15 protein-coding genes are annotated in these 20,366 nt (G+C 43.3%); 2 read left to right on the plus strand and 13 right to left on the minus strand.

The window, feature by feature from the left end; translation table 11 throughout:
* Positions 1–80: 80 nt before the first annotated feature.
* From NV379_RS00475 to NV379_RS00505, 7 genes are all read right to left on the minus strand, one after another.
* Positions 81–959 (minus strand): aminoglycoside phosphotransferase family protein, encoded by an 879-nt coding sequence (locus NV379_RS00475; RefSeq protein WP_258205296.1) that lies wholly within the window; start codon positions 957–959, stop codon positions 81–83.
* Positions 960–1,112: 153 nt separating this feature from the next.
* Entirely contained in the window at positions 1,113–1,409 is a 297-nt protein-coding gene (locus tag NV379_RS00480) for a hypothetical protein (protein ID WP_258205297.1), read from the minus strand.
* Positions 1,410–1,424: 15 nt separating this feature from the next.
* Positions 1,425–3,719 (minus strand): thiamine pyrophosphate-dependent enzyme, encoded by a 2,295-nt coding sequence (locus NV379_RS00485; protein WP_373426074.1) that lies wholly within the window; start codon positions 3,717–3,719, stop codon positions 1,425–1,427.
* 65 nt (positions 3,720–3,784) lie between these two features.
* A complete protein-coding gene (locus tag NV379_RS00490) occupies positions 3,785–4,792 on the minus strand; it encodes a 2-oxoacid:acceptor oxidoreductase family protein (RefSeq protein WP_258205299.1) in 1,008 nt (335 codons plus the stop codon).
* Between the two features lie 486 nt (positions 4,793–5,278).
* Positions 5,279–6,130, minus strand: a complete 852-nt coding sequence (locus NV379_RS00495) for a hypothetical protein (RefSeq protein ID WP_258205300.1) — start codon at positions 6,128–6,130, stop codon at positions 5,279–5,281.
* Entirely contained in the window at positions 6,120–6,704 is a 585-nt protein-coding gene (locus tag NV379_RS00500; RefSeq protein ID WP_258205301.1) for a sigma-70 family RNA polymerase sigma factor, read from the minus strand. The genes NV379_RS00495 and NV379_RS00500 overlap by 11 nt, the downstream gene beginning before the upstream one ends.
* A gap of 170 nt (positions 6,705–6,874) precedes the next feature.
* Positions 6,875–7,498, minus strand: coding sequence for a flavin reductase family protein (locus tag NV379_RS00505; RefSeq protein WP_258205302.1), 624 nt, complete (start codon positions 7,496–7,498; stop codon positions 6,875–6,877).
* Between the two features lie 99 nt (positions 7,499–7,597).
* Between NV379_RS00505 and NV379_RS00510 the strand changes: the two genes are divergently transcribed.
* On the plus strand, positions 7,598–8,299 hold the full coding sequence (locus NV379_RS00510; protein WP_258205303.1) for an ArsR/SmtB family transcription factor: 702 nt from the start codon (positions 7,598–7,600) through the stop codon (positions 8,297–8,299).
* Here NV379_RS00510 and NV379_RS00515 read toward each other — a convergent pair.
* A complete protein-coding gene (locus NV379_RS00515) occupies positions 8,292–9,101 on the minus strand; it encodes a D-alanyl-D-alanine carboxypeptidase family protein (protein ID WP_258205304.1) in 810 nt (269 codons plus the stop codon). The two genes, NV379_RS00510 and NV379_RS00515, sit on opposite strands and share 8 nt — an antisense overlap.
* A 115-nt stretch (positions 9,102–9,216) precedes the next feature.
* Between NV379_RS00515 and nagZ the strand changes: the two genes are divergently transcribed.
* Positions 9,217–10,494: a beta-N-acetylhexosaminidase gene (gene nagZ / locus NV379_RS00520; RefSeq protein WP_258205305.1), complete on the plus strand. Its 1,278-nt coding sequence runs from the start codon at positions 9,217–9,219 to the stop codon at positions 10,492–10,494.
* A 53-nt stretch (positions 10,495–10,547) separates the two neighbouring features.
* On the opposite strand, the gene NV379_RS00525 is transcribed toward nagZ, so the two are convergent.
* The 5 genes from NV379_RS00525 to NV379_RS00545 form a co-directional block, all read right to left on the minus strand.
* Positions 10,548–12,722 (minus strand): glycosyl hydrolase family 18 protein, encoded by a 2,175-nt coding sequence (locus NV379_RS00525; RefSeq protein ID WP_258205306.1) that lies wholly within the window; start codon positions 12,720–12,722, stop codon positions 10,548–10,550.
* A 196-nt stretch (positions 12,723–12,918) separates the two neighbouring features.
* Positions 12,919–13,959, minus strand: coding sequence for a glycoside hydrolase family 18 protein (locus NV379_RS00530; protein WP_258205307.1), 1,041 nt, complete (start codon positions 13,957–13,959; stop codon positions 12,919–12,921).
* Entirely contained in the window at positions 13,960–16,590 is a 2,631-nt protein-coding gene (locus tag NV379_RS00535; RefSeq protein ID WP_258205308.1) for a transglutaminase domain-containing protein, read from the minus strand.
* Positions 16,587–17,618, minus strand: coding sequence for a carbohydrate-binding family 9-like protein (locus NV379_RS00540; protein ID WP_258205309.1), 1,032 nt, complete (start codon positions 17,616–17,618; stop codon positions 16,587–16,589). Before NV379_RS00540 ends, NV379_RS00535 begins: the two co-directional genes overlap by 4 nt.
* 27 nt (positions 17,619–17,645) lie before the next feature.
* Entirely contained in the window at positions 17,646–20,321 is a 2,676-nt protein-coding gene (locus NV379_RS00545; protein WP_258205310.1) for an alpha-mannosidase, read from the minus strand.
* Between the last annotated feature and the right edge of the window lie 45 nt (positions 20,322–20,366).

Here is a 20,366-nt window from a genome sequence, read left to right on the forward strand (position 1 = left end):
CGGCTTTAATGTCCATCTGGTTTTCAAAAACCATCCACAAAAGATTGCCTTTAAACTGCCCGTTTCGGAGGTTCATATGCTTATTGCGATCTGTAGTCTTGAATAATGACATCGATCACATGCTTCCCCCAATGTGAAGCTTCTGAGTTTGGTTCATTCCAGGCATAGGTGATGAGTGCTTTCCACAAAGCCCAACCGCGTGCGCGATTAATCGTATCCCGATTAGCGTTCATGCGGCTGAGGAATAAGTTACGACTTTCATGATCAAAGAAATTCCATGCCATCACAAGATCGCTGGAAGGATCACCAACGCCCATAGTTCCAAAGTCAATGACACCGCACAATCGCCCATTTTGCACAAGTAAATTGCCAACTGCCACGTCACCATGCAGCCATAGCGGTGCAGATTGATATGTTGTCGCAAGGGCAAGCTCCCATATTTCTGTTAAGAGCTTTTGATCAGATTGGTCGGATAGCTTGTCAATAACGGACCTTGTATCTTGATCGTAAACCGCTAAATTTCCCCCACGATGATAGTTTTGTATGCCAGCTGGAATGCCCTGGCTTGCATCGATCGCTTGTAGTTCTTTTAGAAAGCCAGCAAGATCTTCAGCAAATTCATTTAAACTGTGTATGTTGGAGTGTGTAACGGTTTCGCCTTCAATCCATCGGTTGACGGACCATGGAAGGGGATATTCATTTGTCGGCTTACCTTGTGCAATAGGGACCGGGATGGGTAATGACAGAAGTGGCTTGAAAATAGGGAGCCAGGTCATCTCTTTCTCAACCGCCGAGGCGTAACTTTCATGACTTGGTAGGCGAACGGTCATCTCGCTTCCCAACCGATAGGTGCGGTTATCGTGTCCACTTTTTTCCACAGGTACTATCTCTAAGTCCTTCCACTCAGGGAATTGACTATTGATTAATTGACGAACCACAACAGTCGTAATTTCAATCATTTCATTCTCCTCTTTCTTTCCTCAAAAGTTATAGATCGTAATCATATATAGATCATAACAATTCACCACGGAGATATCTAAGGATAAAACTCATAAAAAAAAACTGTGCACCCCAAGTTTCCTTGGAATGCACAGCTCTCGTGTTACAACTAGCTATTCAATTACCGTCTCACGCTGTACAGACGCTACTCCCCCACGCAAGTAGAGCAAGTTCTGAGGATCGTTCTTCAGCTTCACGTTAAATATCTTCATCTGATGCTCGGATACTTCAAGCACAAACCACGAAACCTTGCCATCCCTATCAAGAAATGCAGGTTCTGCCTCCAAATGTGCCTTCGCTTCCTCTTCCGTCTCCCAATTCTGAACCCCATAGTACGCCAGCTCATAATGATTCACAAGCATTCGCGTATAGATTTGCTCTGTTTCAGGATGATGCAATACGAATGCCATGTCTAGCCTCCAAGTTTATAGATACGGATTCTCGTGCTTCGCTTTCAAGATCGACCAACGACGCTCGACTTCTTCTTCAAAGGCAACTAGCGTCTGCGCATAAGCTTCCTTCGTCATATGGCGAGTCTTACCCATCGTCTTGAGCCAGTCGCTAAGCGGAATCTTCTTGCTCTTGTCTTCTGGATTGTACGTAATCGTCGTTACGCCATTCTCCACCTCATATAGCGGGAAGAAACAAGAATCAACAGCTGCATTTACAATGTTCGTGCCGTCTTCATCTTCAGACAACCAGTTCAATGGACATGCTATCAAGATTTTACCGTACACCATACCTTCATGCTGTGCATACCATTGTGCTTTCGCAGCTTTCTTCACGAGATCCTGCGGGAACGCTTCACTTCCAGTGAATACATACGGAATGTGGGTAGCAGCCATAATTTGAGCTGTATCTTTATGGTGGAACAGCTTACCGCCTTTTTTGGAACCAACATTCGATGTTGAAGTACGGTGTCCAATTGGAGTCGAGTACGACTGCTGCGCACCTGTATTCATGTAACCTTCATTATCGTACTCAAGAATAATCATCTTGTGGTTACGAAGTGCAGCCCCGATTGCTGGCCCCATTCCGATATCCATACCACCGTCACCTGTTACCATGACGAATGTGAAATCATCTTTCAAGTTCAAGTGATCCAGTTCTCCACGACGCTTACGCTCCCAGAACATCTCAACCACACCGGAAAGTGTCGCTGCACCATTTTGGAACAAGTTATGGATGTAAGTCGCTTTGTGAGCGGAATACGGATAACCTGTTGTAACAACCATCGCACAACCTGTGTGGAATAGTGCTACGATGTCGCCTTCAATCCCTTTGAAGAACAGTTCTAAACCAGAGAAAATACCACAGCCTGGACAGGCACCATGACCAGGAGCAATACGCTTCGGCTTCTTCGTTAGAGAACGAAGTGGCGGGATTCTTACGTTCAGCTTCCCCGTCTCTTCATCTTGTTTTACCGTAATAAGACCTGTATTGAGATCTTCATATTTCATCGGATTCGTGACACGCTGCGGTTTTTTCGAAGGATCACCAGGTGTATGACCATAATAGTCGAACGGTACTTCGACTTTGCCTTTTTGGACCGCATCGATTGCGAATTGGAATAGGTTATGACCATCTTCTGCATAGAAGTCCTTGCCACCTAGACCGTAAATACGGCTGATGACCATCGTCGTGCTATTTCCTTCTGTGAAAAGAGCTGCCTTGATCTCATTGACCATATTACCGCCATGCGCACCATAAGAATCGGCACGGTCGCCGACAGTGATTGCTTTAACATTCTTCAATGCTTCTGCAATTGCTTTGGCAGGGAACGGACGAATCATATTCGGTGCAACAGAACCAGCCTTAATACCTTGAGCACGAAGCTGATCGACAACGTCCTTAATAATCTCAGAAGATGAATTCATTAAGAATACAGCTACTTCCGCATCTTCCATGCGATAGAGATCAAGTACTGGATAGTCGCGACCTGTAAGTGCCAGATATTCTTTGCGAATACGGTCAAACACTTCACCCGCATTGTACATCGCAACCGATTGTTGGTAACAGTTGTTAATGTAATCCGGCTCATTCATGTAAGGACCGACTGTGATTGGGTTATCGCGATCTAATGTATCTGGATAGCCAATCGGCGGCTGCTCCCCAATAAACTTGTGTACATCTTCACGGGTTGCAATCGTCTGTACACGACGCTTCTGGTGAGAAGTAAAGTATCCATCAGACGCAACAATAACAGGCAAGCGCACATCTGCATCTTCAGCCAATTTGATCGCCATAATGTTCATATCGTATACCGCTTGTGGATCACGACACATGAGGATCGGCCAACCCGTATTTAATGCATAGTACAAATCGGAATGATCGCCATGAATATCAAGCGGACCTGATACCGAGCGACATACTAGATTCATTACCATAGGAAAACGCGTACCCGATTGCACAGGCATTTGTTCGATCATATATAAATAACCGTTCGCACTCGTCGCATTGAATACACGTCCGCCAGCTGTAGATGCACCATAGCAAATACCTGCCGAACCATGCTCCCCGTCAGCCGGGATCAATACGATATCATGCTGACCGTTCACTTTCATCATATCTAAAAACTGAGCAACCTCAGTCGATGGGGAAATTGGGAAATAACCCATCACGTGATAATTAATTTGATGTGCAGCATACGCTGCCATTTCGTTACCAGACTCGTATACCACTTTCTGTTCTACGGTTCCGGATTGAAGCTCTTTTTTCATATCAATCGCCACAGCAATTCCACCCTTCTTGAATCAAGTATTAAATTGATTCTCTAAATGAAAAATTAATTCACAGCCCAGTCAAAACGGTGCGCCACACGGTTCTCATCCGCATAACCTTCCGTCTCTCTTTCGCTGGAAAGCGCATCAGTTGGACAAGCTTGCACACACTTCAAGCAGCCCTTGCAGTATTGATAATCAATGCCTTGCAAGAACATTTGTGGACGGCCTTTCTTATCCGGCTGCTCTTCCCATACGAAACAGAAGTCCGGACATACCGTATCACACTGCGCACAATGAATACATGCACTATCTTCGAAATGCGGCATCATGCCCGCACGTGAAATGCTTAAATCCTTCAAGATACTGTTTCCTGGGTTCGTAATTACACCACCCATTGGCTGTGTTGCATATCCAAGAACCGGTGTATCTTGACGCACAAAAGCAGGCATTTCTTCACCTTCTGGAAGTTCGAACGTCTGGAATGTTACTTCACTATAACCACGATCGAACGTACGAAGCGCAGGCTCTACAGCTTGCGGGTACTTCTTCTCCAAAGATTTACGAATAATGCCTCTCATCATTTCGGGATCTAAGAAATCACATAACCGGAACAGTGCGCCTAACATCGCCATGTTTACACGGTTCTTCTCTTCGAGAGAAATACCAATCGCATCAACTACAGCGACTGTACCTCCACGCATTTTTAATTTTTCTTTTAATTGTTCGGGTGATTTCGTTGAATTGACCAATACAAGACTGTCTTCATATATTCCGCTAACGACGTTGACTGTTTTTGATAACGATTCGTGGAATATGCCAACCACATGCGGCCGTTCAATTGGGGATGTATCACGGATGTTCGTGGACGCATCGCAGAATCGAATGTACGCTTTAACCGCAGACCCTTTTTTCTCTGAACCGTAAGATGAGAAACTTACACCATTTAATCCAGCCCCTACTACACCTGCTTCAGCAAGCATTTTACCAGCTAGATTGGCGCCAAGACCTCCGATGGATTCTAATCTAATTTCGAAAAATCCAAGCTCATTCGTTTTGGGTAACGTGACCATGTGATGACTCCTTTCGAGATAAAAACTTCATCAGCTTTTTAGCGCAGACATTACACATATTCTAAGTATATTCGCAAATTCCTTTTGGTTTTCATAAAATTTGGAAGGTAACATGCAGAATAATCGCATTGTTTCAACCTTTTTCGACTTGGAATATGGATCTCTGACCTACTTCAGCTAAATGGGTATCTTATGAATATTACAGTCTTGGAGTGATCTGTGCAGTGGAAAATGTCGCAGGCGATACACGAGGAGGTGAATTACTCTCTTATCATAGCATATTTCGTCCTAATGCATGGGTATATTTAACATATTTACAAAGAACCTGTCCTCTTTTTTAATAATGCCTTAACGTGTTTGCCTAAGTAACGTGCGATAATGTATAAAATAACAAATGTTATGTAAACAAATATACAAAACAAGAAGGAATTCCACTAAAGGAATTCCTTCGCTATAACAATGACTGTGATTGTTCTTACTACCCGTTTATTTACTAGGTGGGGCAACTGCAGGACCAGCTACACCTGTTGAAGGCGTGTTTTTAATTTTTTCCTTTACTTTCTCGATTTCTTCCTTCTTCAAAGGTTCCCCAACCTTGAAATTTTCAATAATTTTGCCAAGTGTTACTTTATCAAAATCGTCTTGCGCATACAGCTCTATCGTAAAGCCATTGTTCTCCCAAATTACAATCCCATTTGCAAAATAAACCGTAACACCATTGATTACTTCTTTTTTCACTTCACCTGTGGTACCGATGCCATTCTCTCCACCCTTGGAAATCAGGAAGTTAACGCTTTTATCGCCTTTTGCGAACTGTACTTCTGCCATTGTTTTACCTTGAATTATTGTATTGACATACTTGTAATCTGCTAACCAAGTTGGAGCTGGGAAGTTTAGCCCCATAGCAGCACGAGCTTCATCCACAGTCAGATTAGGACTTTCTGGCAATTGAATCTCACCTGAAGCATCACCCGTCGCTTGTTTTGATGCGCTATTATTCACAGGTGCAGCTGGTTCCTTGTCATATTGAGTGATTTGAATATTTCCCACTTGAAAGCGTGCAAGAATAGAGTCCATTATATTTTGTGCAAAAGAGGTAGTCGAGAACGCGCCTGACAAGATAGCGACAGCTGCCGCACTAACAGTTACTGTTTTCCATGTCTTTTTTTTCATCACAATATCATCCTTTTTAAGTAAATTGGGGTTAATCGTTCCTGCTCTCATTTTGAGAGTAAGACGTTGATAGATTCGATCTTTGGAGGCATTGTCAGTATGCTCCAGATTGGTAAGCAAGTCAGTTAAGTCGGAAAATTCATCTACACCCTGCTTATTTTTCATATTGAAACCCTCCTTTTTCTAGTTCCTGTTGTAACTTCTTTAAACATCTGTAGAGAACTACACCGATATTTGAACCACTGACTTCAAGCAGATCAGCAATTTCCGTATTTTTCAAACCGGCTGCATATTTCAAACCGATGATATTACGTTCCTTATCGCTTAGCTTGGCAAGTGCCATGTACAAGATTTCGTTGCTGTCATCCTTGATAACAATTTCTTCTGGCGATGACTTTGGTAAGATCATGTCCAGAATGGAATCTAGTGAGAAGGTGGCTCTTTTTTTCTGTGAGCGGAAGTAATCAGTCACAGCGTTTCTAGCTATCGCAAACAACCAAACTTCAAAATTGGACTTTTGTGACGAGTAACTGTTGTATTTTGAAATCACTACTTCAAATACATGACTGCAAATCTCTTCCGCTTCATAGTGGTTGTTGATACGGTAGCAAATATATTTGTAAATACGACTGTAGTATGCTTCGTAAATCTCTGCAAATTTGTCTTCTGACATGAGCCCCTTTTGAAGATCTCGAATGTCGTTGTAGCTGATTCCTGTATTCACTTGAGTTACCTCCACTTACTTACCCTCCTCCTCACATTTGGAGATGCAACCAGTTAATGAAATTGAATTACTAAACAAATTGCGCAATTTGTTGTGGTTGTATGAGTCTCACAATAGTTAATACGGAAAACGAATCATTCTATTAACAAATTGAGGGTTTATTTTTATAGATTTGTTTATTGGGATCAAACATCTGCCCTTCGATTATTACCAAGACGCTCTCCTAAGCCAAAATAATGTCTGAAGTTATAAATAAGCGGACTCCATTTACTAGGGTCAATATATTGATGTTCAAGCAGAATATCCGCATGTGCATGCACTTTAGAAACTTGGGTTTCGATAATCGCAAAGTGAGGCGCATGTTCTGGAACCCGGTCCCCCATTACTTTTGCCTCTAATTGTAGAGGACATTCCAGTATGCGCTGCGGTCTCACCTCATAAGAAGCAATACAGGTTAATGCATTATGCTCAAGCTTGTCCTTACAATAGGAGTAACCCATCTCTTGCTTGTACGTCGGGACTGGATTCTTACCTGTGTAATGAGAAATCTGCTCGACTTGCTCCCATAACTCCGGACTCGGAATATTAATAACACACTCTGGATCACGCTTCATATTCTCATAGGCTTTTCCCTCTAAACCTATTCCAATAATGACATTGTTCCCTAGTGCCCATGAAGATGAAAGCGGACTTACATTCGTTGTTCCATCTTCATTTAAAGTGCTTAATAGGATCACTGGATTTCCATAATACAAAATTCTAGGTTCGATCACGACTGTATTTGGTTTATTCTTGTTCATTGGTTTCATTTGATAGCAACTCCTCTTGTTTGTTAATTCTGATTTATTGTAAAATAGAAACACTTCCATGTTCATCGAAATATGGATTACAAAAGGAGGATAACTAGAATGGCTATTAACTCAAATGTCTCTTTGATCGCTTCGCTAATTAGTGAACCATCGCGCGCGGCCATATTGTCCGTATTGATGGATGGCAGAATGCATACCGCTACTGAACTCGCAGCAAAAGCACGTATTAAACCGCAAACAGCAAGCTTTCATCTTGCCAAAATGATCGAAGCCCAAGCATTGACTGTTCAGCAACAAGGCAGGCACCGCTATTATGGCATACATAATCCAGAAGTTGCTCATGTCATGGAGTCACTCCTATCGATCACCCCGCTTACGCCGATTAAGTCACTAAATCAAGCCACAGAGGATCAAGCCATTCGGAGAGCTCGTACTTGTTATGACCATCTTGCAGGCAACTTAGGGGTTCGATTAACAGAGAGTTTGCGCAATCAATTAATCGTTGAAGAGGTAGGTAAAGAATATGTAGTCACACAAAAAGGCGAAGCCTTCTTCGCTAACCTGAACATCGATCTTGCTCAAGTTCGTACGAAGCGCCGCGCCTTTTGTTTGCAGTGTTTGGATTGGAGTGAACGTCGTTATCATCTTGCAGGTGCAGTTGGGCATGCGTTGTTAGAGCGATTGCTAGAACTGCAATGGATTGAACGCTTGCCTAAGACTAGAGCCATTCGAATCACCCCTGACGGATTAATCGGATTTAAGGATACGTTCTCCATCGAGCTTACCGAGACGACTACTTAGAAGCTGGTACTGCATTAAATACTTCTTCTAATGTTAAACCATTCTTCTGAATATCTGCTGCTAAGCCTTTTCCTACATAACGCAAATGCCATGGCTCATATTGATAGCCTGTGATCGCTTCTTTTCCTTTTGGATAACGAATAATGAATCCATACTTATAAGCTTGATCCGCGAGCCACTTGGCCTCTTTCGTATCCCCGAAGCAATCTTCAGCTGCACATTTACCATCACTTCCAGACACGTCAATTGCAAGCCCTGTTTCATGCTCACTGTGACCAGGGACTGCACTGTACATCTTTGCTTTCGCCTCGCCGTCTTTTTTCACATAACGATTAAACAAAGCAGTCTGTGTCTGATGGGAGCGATAAGCGGATACGCCCGCTAAATTGATACCGTCCTTTTTCGCTCCAGCAAACATAGCCTCTAACGCACCTGCCGCTTCTTTACGCATCATCCGTTTCTCAATCTTTTCATTAAATGTAAATCGTACATCGGGATAGACCAAGTCTTTCGGTGCGTAATTGTCCGGCAATGCATTCTGCTTGTTTACAAGTACTGTGATCGCTTGAGGATCTTTCGCACCTGTGTTTTCGCCCTTAGCAGGTGGTTTACTTGCAGCAGGACTAGCACTTGGGCTTACACTAGTTGTAGGGGCAGTTGTAGATATAGGAGTTGGCGTTCCACTACCTTTTGGTGAACTCGTCACCTCAGGAGTTGGCTCTGCCTGCTTTCCATCCCCACAGCCAACAAGAGCAATTGCACAAGCGAATATGATGGATGTTACTTTGACTTTTGTGTTCAATGTGTTACCTCCGCGCATTATTTTTTCTCATTCATTCCTCATATTATCACTTCCAAAAGTATGAAATGTAACGAAAAAGATACAATAAAATACATGGAAAGGAATGTGATTATCGATGAACCTTCGATTACAGAAGTTTTCTGTTGCACTATGTAGCCTCTTACTTGTTAGTCTAACAGCTTGTACGCCAATGAACAATCAGAGTAAACCGGTACAATCATCACCAGATACAGTAGTTATCAGCACATCTACTCCACAGACTGTTCCAACCGAAACACCTACTCTTTCCAATGATGAAGCGATCAAACATCAAGTCGCAAGCTTATCCGCCGAAGAGAAAATCGGACAACTTGTCCTCGTCGGGGCAGATTACTTAACGGCTGATGATCATACGCAAACCTTAATTCAGAAATACAAGGTCAGTGGATTTGTTCTGTTCGCAAGAAATATTCAGAGCCAAGAGCAGACCTTGACACTCGTCAATGATTTAAAACAAGCTAATGCTGTAAATAAACTCCCTCTGATCATGAGCATCGATGAGGAAGGCGGTAAAGTAACCCGTTTGCCAGATTCCTATAAAGGTCTTCCTAACAATAGTGTAATTGGACGTGTGAACAATGAGACTTTTGCCTATGAATTTGGTAAAAGATTGGCTGACAAGGTCAAGTCCGTTGGACTTAACATGAATTACGCTCCTGTCCTTGATATAAACAGTAATCCACAGAATCCGATAATTGGTGTTCGTGCCTATGGAGATAAGCCAAATCTCGTAAGTAAGCTCGGTTTGCAAACGATGAAGGGTATCCAATCCAAAGGCGTTATATCCGTCGTCAAACATTTTCCAGGTCATGGTGATACGCATGTTGATTCGCATCTCGGTTTACCTGTAGTTGATTATGACTTGAAGCGCTTGAAAAGCTTTGAGCTCGTTCCATTCGTTAATGCTATTAATAATGGAGCCGATGCTGTTATGGTTGCTCATATTCTCATGTCCCAAATCGATGCGAAACTTCCCGCTTCCCTATCCCGCGCTGTCATTACAGATGTTTTGCGAAAAGAATTAAATTTCCAAGGTGTAGTTGTAACCGACGATTTAACGATGGCTGCTATCACTTCACAGCGTGATATCGGCGACGCCGCTGTATTGGCATTACAAGCTGGTAGTGATTTAGTTATGGTGTGCCATGGATACGATAACCAGACACGAGTGCTGCATGCGATCAAGAATGCTGTAGATAAAGGGACAATTTCAAATGAACAACTCGATCAAAGTGTTGCTCGCGTGATTAAGATGAAGCAGAAGTATCATATGCAGGATAGTCCTGGAAAACCTGTGTCTATTGAGACGATGAATCAATCCATTGATGATTTACTGAATAAGTACATGAAGTAGAAAAAAAGATCAGTACTGCGTCTAACTACGACTCAGCACTGATCTTTTTTTATTTATTGTTCTGGAGCAACAATCTCAGCTTGCAATTGATCTTCAGAAAGGTTCACTTCAAGCGTTGCAGGTCCTGTCGTACAAGTGCCAACTTCTTTCCATACACCCCATTGTCCACTTAGATCAGGTTTTTCGCCTTGTGTCCACCATTTGGCTTCATAAATTTTGCCGTTATAGGATACTTTCTGTCCGCCTGTATAAGCGACTGTTGTATCCCATGTAGGTACCGCCGCACATGCTCCTCCACCACCTCCGGTTTGATTCGTCGTTATTTGAAGGCTTGCCCCTGTCGATACGTTATTCGCGGCATCCTTTGCTGTGACTACAAACGTATATGCCGTATTAGCTGTTAACCCTGTAATTGCAGCAGTCGTACCTGTTACGTTCACTGCATTTGTACCATAAGTAACGGTATAGCCCGTAACACCTACATTATCTGTCGATGCACTCCAGCTTAAGTTGACGCTTGTAGCTGTTTTCGATGGTGCAGTTAAGTTAGTCGGCTGACTTGGCGGTGTTACATCACCTCCACCACCTGCTTGATTCGTCGTTACCTGAATGCTTGCACCTGTTGAGAGGTTATTCGCCGCATCCTTCGCTTTTACAACAAATGTATACGCTGTATTGGCTGTTAATCCTGTAATCTCAGCAGTCGTACCTGTTACGTTCACCGTATTCGAACCATATGTGATTGTATAGCCCGTGACACCCACATTATCTGTCGATGTGCTCCAGCTTAGGTTGACGCTAGTAGCTGTCTTCGATGGTGCAGTTAAGTTAGTTGGTTGACTTGGCGGTGTTACATCGCCTCCACCACCACTACCTATATTTAGATCTGTAGCAACTTTATTTAACAATATTTTATTGCGATCATTACTAAGCTCCCATATCATTGCACCTGCTAAACCTTTGGATTTCAAGAAATCCGTCTTATAGCCAAGTGATTCCACATCATCATAAGTAATAAATGTACCGTTACTTGGATTATACAAGAAAGGTACTTTCGAGTTGTTATTCATGTAACGTGTGTAGCCATTCTTATTAATATAGTTGTTCTGCAGGTCGGTGAAATCGAATGACCCTTTCTCCCACGTCCCTACACTGGATACGCCTGAGCATGTTCTATACTCGCCATTTGCTGTATTGGCACAACCGCCCCATCCACGACCATAGAATGGTACGCCAAGTACGAGCTTAATGGCAGGAACTCCTGCACTTAAATGACCATTGACACCCGCTTCTACGTTGAAAACAGCTGAATTCGGCACACCTGCTGCCGCAGCTTGCGGATCGGCATATAATGGTGCATTGTGCGCACTAATATTTTGCCAGCCTCCATTAAAGTCATAGGTCATCATATTAATCCAATCGACTGTATTTGCAATCTGACCTAGTTCTGTATTCGCAGCAAACGATGGACCTGCAGAAGAAGCGATCGACAACGTGTACGTCTTGCCATCAGCTGTTCCAGCAGCATTCAACTTCGCCTTAACTTCTTGCAAGAGTAGTGTGTAATTCTGCTTATCTGCAGGACGGGCACTGTTAGCAGGAAGTCCCCCACCAACTGGATACTCCCAGTCGATATCCACACCATCGAATTGATACTTCCGAATGAAGTTAACTGCTGAATCTGCAAAAGTCGTACGAGTGGCTGCTGTTGCCGCTATGTCTGAGAATTTATTAGACCAAGTCCATCCTCCGACCGATATAATCGTCTTCAAAGCTGGATTACTCTGTTTGAGCTTAACGAGTTGCTTCAGGTTCCCCTTGAGTGGATCACTCCAGACATCGCCGGGATTACTCTTCTGCGCATCTACAAAAGGATCACCCAGTACAACCGAGCCGTTCGGTACACTTATGTTACCGTTTTCATCTTGGCACGACCAAGTCTGAGGATTCGGTCCAGTTGGGTCAGGATTGCCATGTATACCATTCCAACATACATCTGCAAAAGCATAGTTGATATGGGTAATTTTCGTCGCATCAATATCTGATACCTGATAATTGCGGCCATATGCAGCCCATGATGGATAATAAGCAACCACTTTATAATTCGATGCTGTGACCGCCTCTGCTTTGGCTGTTCTTATACCTGTAAACGGAATAAGAGTGAGTACTAGAATTGTAATAAGTGCGAAGAGAATCAGTTTGTGAAGCGACCCTTTTACCAAAACCATGAATAGAATTCCTCCCTTTAATTGATCGATATAATTGGAAAATAATGTACTGACAACACTTTCATTGTCAGTGATAATCGTCATTTCGAGAAGGGATAACATTCAATTATAGAGGGAAATTTTATCTAAAAATAGGAAATTTATAAAAAAAAGACACCCGCATTAAGCCGAGTATCTCGTAAAACTTTCTAAACTATTAATCTAGCTTAAGTCCTTCATACATCGCATTTAAAAGTTGAAGGGTGTCATCACAGCCATATTCCCAGAACATCATACCACCTAATTGATGCTCCTTAATGTAGCTGCATTTATGTGCGAACGATTGCTCATCATCATAAGAGATAAAGCTGCTGCCGTTAAACAAGTACGGTGCTTTTGCTTCATCGTCCCAATGACGAACATAGCCATTCTTATTGATATATTCCGCTACAAGCGTTGAATACTCTGGACCATATCCACCCGTTGTTCCTGCCATTTGGTGTAGGCCGTTATTACGATCGGGCACTTGATTCCACATTCTAGAGTAGAATGCTGCACCTACGACAATCTTCTCACGTGGAACACCTGCATCCATGAACATACGAACAGATGCATCTGTACTAATGCGGAACAAGTCACCTGTTGAATTGAACAGGTTCGTGTGGTGACCCGTAAGGACTTGGAAACCACCGCGCATATCGTAAGTCATTAATTGAATAAAATCTAGATATTGCTCGATCTTATCCATCTCTGTCCCATCGATATAGTATTGGTCTGCTCCAGTCGCAATTGTCAGTAAGTAATAACGTCCATCCGCTGCACCTTTGCGATTCAAAGCTTCACGAATGGTCTTAAGCAAGCTCGTGAAGTTCTGTTTATCAGCTGGGCTCGAATGAATATCCGCTACACCATAACAAGGATACTCCCAATCTAGGTCGATACCATCTAGTGGCAACTCATCTAGAATACGAACTGCAGATTCAGCCATTTTGATGCGTCCCGCTTCCGTTGAAGCTGCTTCAGAGAAACCGCCCGCTCCCCAGCCACCAACAGATAGAATCAATTGCAAGTCGGGATGACTTTGTTTAATCGTAGTAAGCACACTCGCATTCTGCAAATGAGCAATGGAGATTGCATCTTCAATGACATATCCAAACGCGATATTCATGTGTGTTAATTTATCTAAGGCTTCCTTCTTCACTTTAGGAAGCTTCGCATCTACAACATAACCTGCTGCAATATAAGATGTTTTCTTCATTTAAGCTTCACTCCCTTGTGCTTCCTTCGCTATTGCAGTTAATGCCTGCAAAGCTTCACGACCTGCTCCAAGCTTGTAACCGGAGTTCAAGTAACGAACTTGATCTTGACCATCTACAACGAACAAGTGCGGATAACCTACACCACTTGATGGTTGTGCAACAAACTTCGTAAGCGCCGCATACGAGGAATCACGTACGAAGATCGCATTCGGTGGCAATTTCGGATAACGTGCAGCATCGAATGAGCTGCTCCATTCTTCATCACCAATAACGAAGATGCTTCTTGCGCCCATCTGCGCGAGTGGCTCCGATAGCTCACTCATCTCACGAATCAAGTGCTTCGATGGCTCACGCTCTGGCTCAATCCAAGCCACTACAGCGCCAGTCTCACCCGCAAGTTCACGTAATGAAGCTGTTGTACCATCTAATTGGCTGAATGTATGATTCACATCCATCGTTCCAAGTACAGGAGCTGTAATTGTTGTTTGACGGAACGTCAGCGCAACTTGTGTTTCTTCATCTGCTTTCACGACAAAGTAAGTAAAGCGAACTTGCACCGTGCCGTCCGTCAGACGAACTGCAGTCGTTAGACGGTATGCACCTACTTCAACTTCAAAGCTCTCTTCATACACATCACGCTTTGCATACGGATATACAAGTGTCTTGTACAAACCGTTCTCTAAGCGAGCAAAGGAGAAGTTCTCGAAGTAAGAAGCTACTGGTGCATCAGAAGCTGCTTCTGCATCCTGCAACAAACGAAGTGTACCATTTGCTTTGTGACCTGCAACAACGATACCTTTAACAAACTTCGCATCCACCCATACACCGTTCTCTAAGTATTGTGGCTTGTGTTCACTAGGGTGTACACGCGCTGGAATTCCAAGACTACGGCAGATTGACACGAACATAATATCAACGGAACTACGATCTCCATATTGAAGTTCGTAAGTACCCACAGCCTGACCTTTACCTTTTAAGTTAATAAGATCTTGCCAGATGCCCCATTTCTCTTCAATGAACGCCACAAGCTCAGTAGGGTTTGCACGGTATGAAGCTGCCGCTTCCTCTGTAAACGCTTCTTGGAAGTATTGCTTATAAGGAGCTAGCATTTCGAACAATACACGTGGACATAAGATGTACGATGCGAATACATCATCACTATAGTCACCTTTCAACTTCATGGAAGCGCTTAAGTGATCATTCAGTGTTGGACGAAACGTATCGATTAAATCTTTCTCTCTTAAGCTCTCCAACAGGCGAAGCGTCCATTGTCCGTATTCAGCTGTGTTCTCACGCAAGAATGCAGCAATCTCTTGGCTGTTACCACGTGCTTTCTGAAGGACGTCCCACACACGATCAGCAGGCAAGTTCAGTGTTTCTGCAAGTTGTTGTGCATCTGCTTCTTGTAAGAATGTAGCTTCATAATCCGCACGAACTTTTCCACCATTCTCTAAACGCTGATTGTGGATTTGAACCGCTTCTTCTGTAGCTGTCTCTTCATCCGTACCGTCAATTTCTGGCGGTGGAACCATATCGAAGTCGATATGACCCGTTGGCTGTTCAAGCTGATCGATTGTAACTTCGAAGCGCTCCGCATCACCAACATGAATCTTCACTTGTCCCCACTTGCCTTGATATACGGCACGTAGCATCAAGTCACCAAAACCTGTTTTGAAAGAAGTTTCCCCGTTCTCATCCGTCACTAAAGCAGCAATAGGATAGAAATCAGCTGTATTATACACTTGGAAATTCACTTCTGCGCCTTGGATTGGACTTCCTTGCTCATCCTTCACCTGAACCACAATTGTGCGTGATGGTGCATAGTTCTCAAGTAAGTTAATTTCCGTGAACCATTTGTCAGCTAGTGTAATATCTTCTGGTCCTCTATAATCTGCAAAAATACGTGTATTCACAAGCATCGCACGACGACCTGGAGGTGTAAACCAACCTTGGTTTAAGCAAGCTTCAGGCTCACAAGCACCGAAGTAGTACCACTTTCCATCTGCCCAAGCTTCTACCCATGCATGGTTGCTATCGCTATGTGCCCAACGCGGTGTGTACACTTGACGGGCTGGAATACCGATACTGCGAAGTGCTGCTACAGCAAGCGTAGACTCTTCACCACAACGACCACGTGCGTTACGGATCATGGTCATCGGAGAGATTGTACGCAAGTCACTTCCGATATAAGTTGCTGTCTCATGACACCAGTAGTTCGTCTCTAAGATCGCATCCTTCATGGACAAGTGAGAAGTGCGTTCGACTAATTGTTCATTTAAGAATCCACGGGAATCTTCAATATTCTCCGTATTGACACGGTATGGCATGACGAAGTGTAAGAAGAGATAGTCTGGCACTGTAGTGCCCCAAGGCATTTGCTTACGAATTTCAAGCGTCTTGCGAACATGATTTAAGTATAGAGCACCCTCATAATCCGCTAAATCCGTTACTGGCATATATGCGTATAAGTATTTCAGTGCCCATTCTTCTTCATTTGTAAGTTGTTCTTCAAAAACATCAAACAATTGACTGGATCTTGTGGCAGCGAGTTGACGTTTCTCTTGAAACTTCTTCTCGATTTCCTCCATCATTTGTTCATCTAATGAAAAAGCGCTGCTTTGTGTAATCACTTCTGACACTCCTTCCATAGCTTCCCGTCTTCACGAATTAAGAATCTGGACTGTCCATCTGTTGATGGCGCAGACATTTGGAACAGACGACTTGTCGTTTCAATTACAGGGTTTATACACCATGTGTCTTCCCCTTGAAGTAATGCCATGTCTTTTGCGAACTCACCATGACTTGCATAATAGTTACGCTCTCGATAGTACAACTTACGAAGCTCCCACTTCACTCGCTCATCTTGCGGCATCTCGAACATTGTAGGTCCCGCTTCATCTATGAATTCGACATAACCCCATAGCTCTGGATAATGCATATTAATTAAGCCCATTGGCGACCAAACCCAGTTATCTTCTGGATAAGATTTGCCAGTCTCCGGATTGATTACCTTCGTGAATTGTCCATCTTTCACTTCAGCTTGCCACTGCACACGGGAGAAGTTCACACGCCAGAATTCGCCTACATTTGGCATACGACGCTCTGGTGCACACTCACGTATGCTCTTCCAAGGAATCGCAACTTCCACACTCCACATCCGATTATTCGCATTCGGATTGTTGAGTTCACCATCTATATAGACCGCCGTTTTTAGGTCTTGAATATCCCATCCATCTACTGGAGGACCACCGTCACGGTAAGGTTTAACAAGAAGGAGATCCCAAACTGTGTTCAGCGCATTGATCTCGAACTCATAATATTGATGTGAATCACCATCTGGATCAATAAAGATTTCAAAATCATTATCATAGAAAATGACCGAATCACGTTCTGTTAGTGTTGCCCAGATCTGATCCTCTTTCATTTCCGCTCCAAAATAAAAGTACTCTTCGTCCCACAACATCTTCACTCGTGTCTGTTTAGTAGGAAGAGGGCGAAGATCGCCCTCAATATCTACGAAATCATCGGTCCAGACTGCGTCTGCCCAAAATGGCTTGTCTAAACGGCCATCCAGTTTGAGTGTTTCTGGAGCGCGCTTACACATATAGTGTTTCGGCGCATATTCAATCTTCGGTTCTGGCACACCATCATGATTCATATCGATTCCTCCGCTAATAGATATCTATTACTTTTTCAAAACCAATGTCTTAATTTCAGCTGGACCTACACCCACGTTAATCACTTGATCTGTTGCAGTTACTTCATCTAGACGCTCCTCTAGAATTGTACTGAAGTGTGCACCTTCGTAATTAAACTTCGGCTCGAAAGTTACTGCGGAATTTTCTTTGGTTACGTTGAACCAACGAACAACCACATCATTCGTCTCTTCATTACGTTTAACAGCGGAAAGTTCAACTCCTGTACCTTCCCACTTCAACCATTGATGAACTGGAGCTAGCGTTCCTTTTTGCAATTTCGTCTGCTTTGTCATCCATGGAATTTGGTACTGATAAGCATCCGCGTAAGATTGTTCCGGTGTGTTTACGCCGTGTGGAATAATCATCATTTCAGCCGTTGCGTGACCTAAACATTGTGCTTCTGGAGTTGGGAATACGCCCCAATCACCTAGTTCACCTACTGCACGAAGCAATGTAACTGCGATTGTGTTGCGACCATCACGAAGTACTTCGTACTCGCATAAGCCTTTGTTCGCTACTGTAATTCCATTTGTTTCATCTTTCACGCTGACGAACGCTTGTTGGTGGTGACAGTAACTTGGGTTAATCCATTCTGCAGACGGTGTATTATCACGTGTAACAACTTCAAATACGGAATCTGCTTGGTGATTGCTGCTGTTGATGTCTGTTGGGAACAACATACGCAGACGGTGATCAGACACTTGATTATCACTTGCGGATTGAACTTTCAATCCACGGCTATTTTTCTCAAGAGTAATCGTAGTTGTTAGTGTCACTTTAACCATTTCATCCGAGCGAACGGACTTACGGGAAGTGAACCATACAAGATCATTCTGTTCTTCAGCTAGCAAGTCTTCTGCACTCTTCGGAAGTTCCCACTCATGTACAATGCGAAGGGATGCTTCATACGGTGTATCCATCGCCACAGTTACTTCTGCAGTTAGGTGCTCCGTCGTTAATGCCATTTCACCATTCGGTTGACGGTACATGTACTCATTACCGATGTCTCCGCTATCTTCATACATGCATAAACCGCTGTAAGTTTGGCCACTTGCTTTATCTTTTAAGGTAACGGAACCATTCGCTTCAACTGTTACGTGCAAATGATCGTTCTCCATCGTTTTCGTATCTTGAATTAAGCTTGTTTGTCCTGCCAATTTCGCAGCTGCTTTCACTTCAGAAGCATGAACAAGTGCGAATACTTTATGTCCATTAGCTGGTACAGCACCTGCTTCAAGTTCAACTTGAACTGTACGTGCAAAATAAGGCTGACGGAATTTATCATCCGGTAGATCGTAATCAAAGCGCAGGCCTAGATCTGTTACTGTGCAATTAATTTCTTGGCCAACACTATCAACAACCGTACGGTTGCCAAGCTCAATACCTTTAATTAAAGCTTTCATTTCACCAAATGGCATTTCATCACGGAAGTATTGACGCTTAATATCAAGTACAACTGTTACTGTACCACTGCGCTCATGTCCCGTTGTATTCCATACCGTGAACGGATGGCTATCTTCGACATACTGCATGAAGCAAGATGTATCGATATGGCTTGCAATTGCTTCTAAGCTATCTTCTGTAATGACTTCTGCCACATCACGACTCTTGTCAAAGCGTGTTACCATCTCACGATGTACTTCATCCACGCTGCAACCACAAATACTGTCATGTGGATGGTTCTGCATCAAAGTTTTCCATGCATATTTAAGCAGATGATGCGGGTATTCTTGACCCAAGAAACTAGCATATGTAGATAGTGGCTCTGCTACTTTCTCTAGCATCACTTGACCACGTTGATTCATTTGTTTCAAGTAAACACGAGCAGAAGCTGTGTTTACAAGCGTTCCCCAACCATCTGTACGTTGGCTACGCAACTCACCATGAACTTCAGACAATTCACGATCCATCGCTTCATCTAAAGACTCTAGATAAGACTCAAATGTGGAGTGAATAAATTCTGTATCTGGATACAATTCACGAGCTACGCGAATCGCTTCTGGCAAGTCCAATTGGATCGGTTGGTGATCGCAACCATTCATATATAGCAATTCATTCGTTGATGCATATTTCTCCGCATCTTCAAGCTTCTTGTCCCAGAAAATCTTCGCTTCTTCTGGATCAACAGGTACTTCGTTACCATTGGAATACCAATTCGCGAACAGAATACCTAACACTTTGGAACCGTCTGGTCCAACCCACTCAAGCTCTGAGAAGGAGGATTCGAAATCGCCATCAGATACTGTGTTGTTAAAGCCAGTCGGCTTTACGCCACGTCCGAAGAACGCGTTGTTAATACCGGATTGCTTCATAAGCTGTGGTGCTTGACCGTAAATGCCGAATGTATCTGGGAAATATCCGATCTTGGAAATCGTCTCGTAAGGCTTCGCATCTTGGTGACCGACTAACATGTTACGCACGTTAGCTTCACTGCTTGTTAGGAACGCATCTTGCAAGATGTACCAAGGTCCGATGATAATGCGACCTTCATGGATGAACTTCGTAAGCTGATCTTTCTTCTCTGGTCTTACTTGTAGATAGTCATCTAGAATAATCGTCTGACCGTCTAGATAGAACGTGCGATATTCTGGATCTTCTTCTAATTTCTGAAGCAAAGAATCCATAACTTTAACTAGGCGTACGTGATGCTTCTCGTAAGGCAATTACCACTCACGATCCCAGTGTGTATGTGAAATAATGTGCGCTGT

The sequence above is a fragment of the Paenibacillus radicibacter genome (assembly GCF_024721995.1).
In the GTDB taxonomy this organism is placed as follows: domain Bacteria; phylum Bacillota; class Bacilli; order Paenibacillales; family NBRC-103111; genus Paenibacillus_AM; species Paenibacillus_AM radicibacter.

What these genes read in the sequence shown, in the direction of transcription:
- NV379_RS00540 (WP_258205309.1), bottom strand. Translation starts at nt 17,618, where the DNA reads ATGAATCATGATGGTGTGCCAGAACCGAAGATTGAATATGCGCCGAAA.
- NV379_RS00480 (WP_258205297.1), bottom strand. Translation starts at nt 1,409, where the DNA reads ATGGCATTCGTATTGCATCATCCTGAAACAGAGCAAATCTATACGCGA.
- NV379_RS00475 (WP_258205296.1), bottom strand. Translation starts at nt 959, where the DNA reads ATGATTGAAATTACGACTGTTGTGGTTCGTCAATTAATCAATAGTCAA.
- NV379_RS00530 (WP_258205307.1), bottom strand. Translation starts at nt 13,959, where the DNA reads ATGAAGAAAACATCTTATATTGCAGCAGGTTATGTTGTAGATGCGAAG.
- NV379_RS00505 (WP_258205302.1), bottom strand. Translation starts at nt 7,498, where the DNA reads ATGAAACCAATGAACAAGAATAAACCAAATACAGTCGTGATCGAACCT.
- nagZ (WP_258205305.1), top strand. Translation starts at nt 9,217, where the DNA reads ATGAACCTTCGATTACAGAAGTTTTCTGTTGCACTATGTAGCCTCTTA.
- NV379_RS00490 (WP_258205299.1), bottom strand. Translation starts at nt 4,792, where the DNA reads ATGGTCACGTTACCCAAAACGAATGAGCTTGGATTTTTCGAAATTAGA.
- NV379_RS00485 (WP_373426074.1), bottom strand. Translation starts at nt 3,719, where the DNA reads ATGAAAAAAGAGCTTCAATCCGGAACCGTAGAACAGAAAGTGGTATAC.
- NV379_RS00525 (WP_258205306.1), bottom strand. Translation starts at nt 12,722, where the DNA reads ATGGTTTTGGTAAAAGGGTCGCTTCACAAACTGATTCTCTTCGCACTT.
- NV379_RS00510 (WP_258205303.1), top strand. Translation starts at nt 7,598, where the DNA reads ATGGCTATTAACTCAAATGTCTCTTTGATCGCTTCGCTAATTAGTGAA.
- NV379_RS00495 (WP_258205300.1), bottom strand. Translation starts at nt 6,130, where the DNA reads ATGAAAAATAAGCAGGGTGTAGATGAATTTTCCGACTTAACTGACTTG.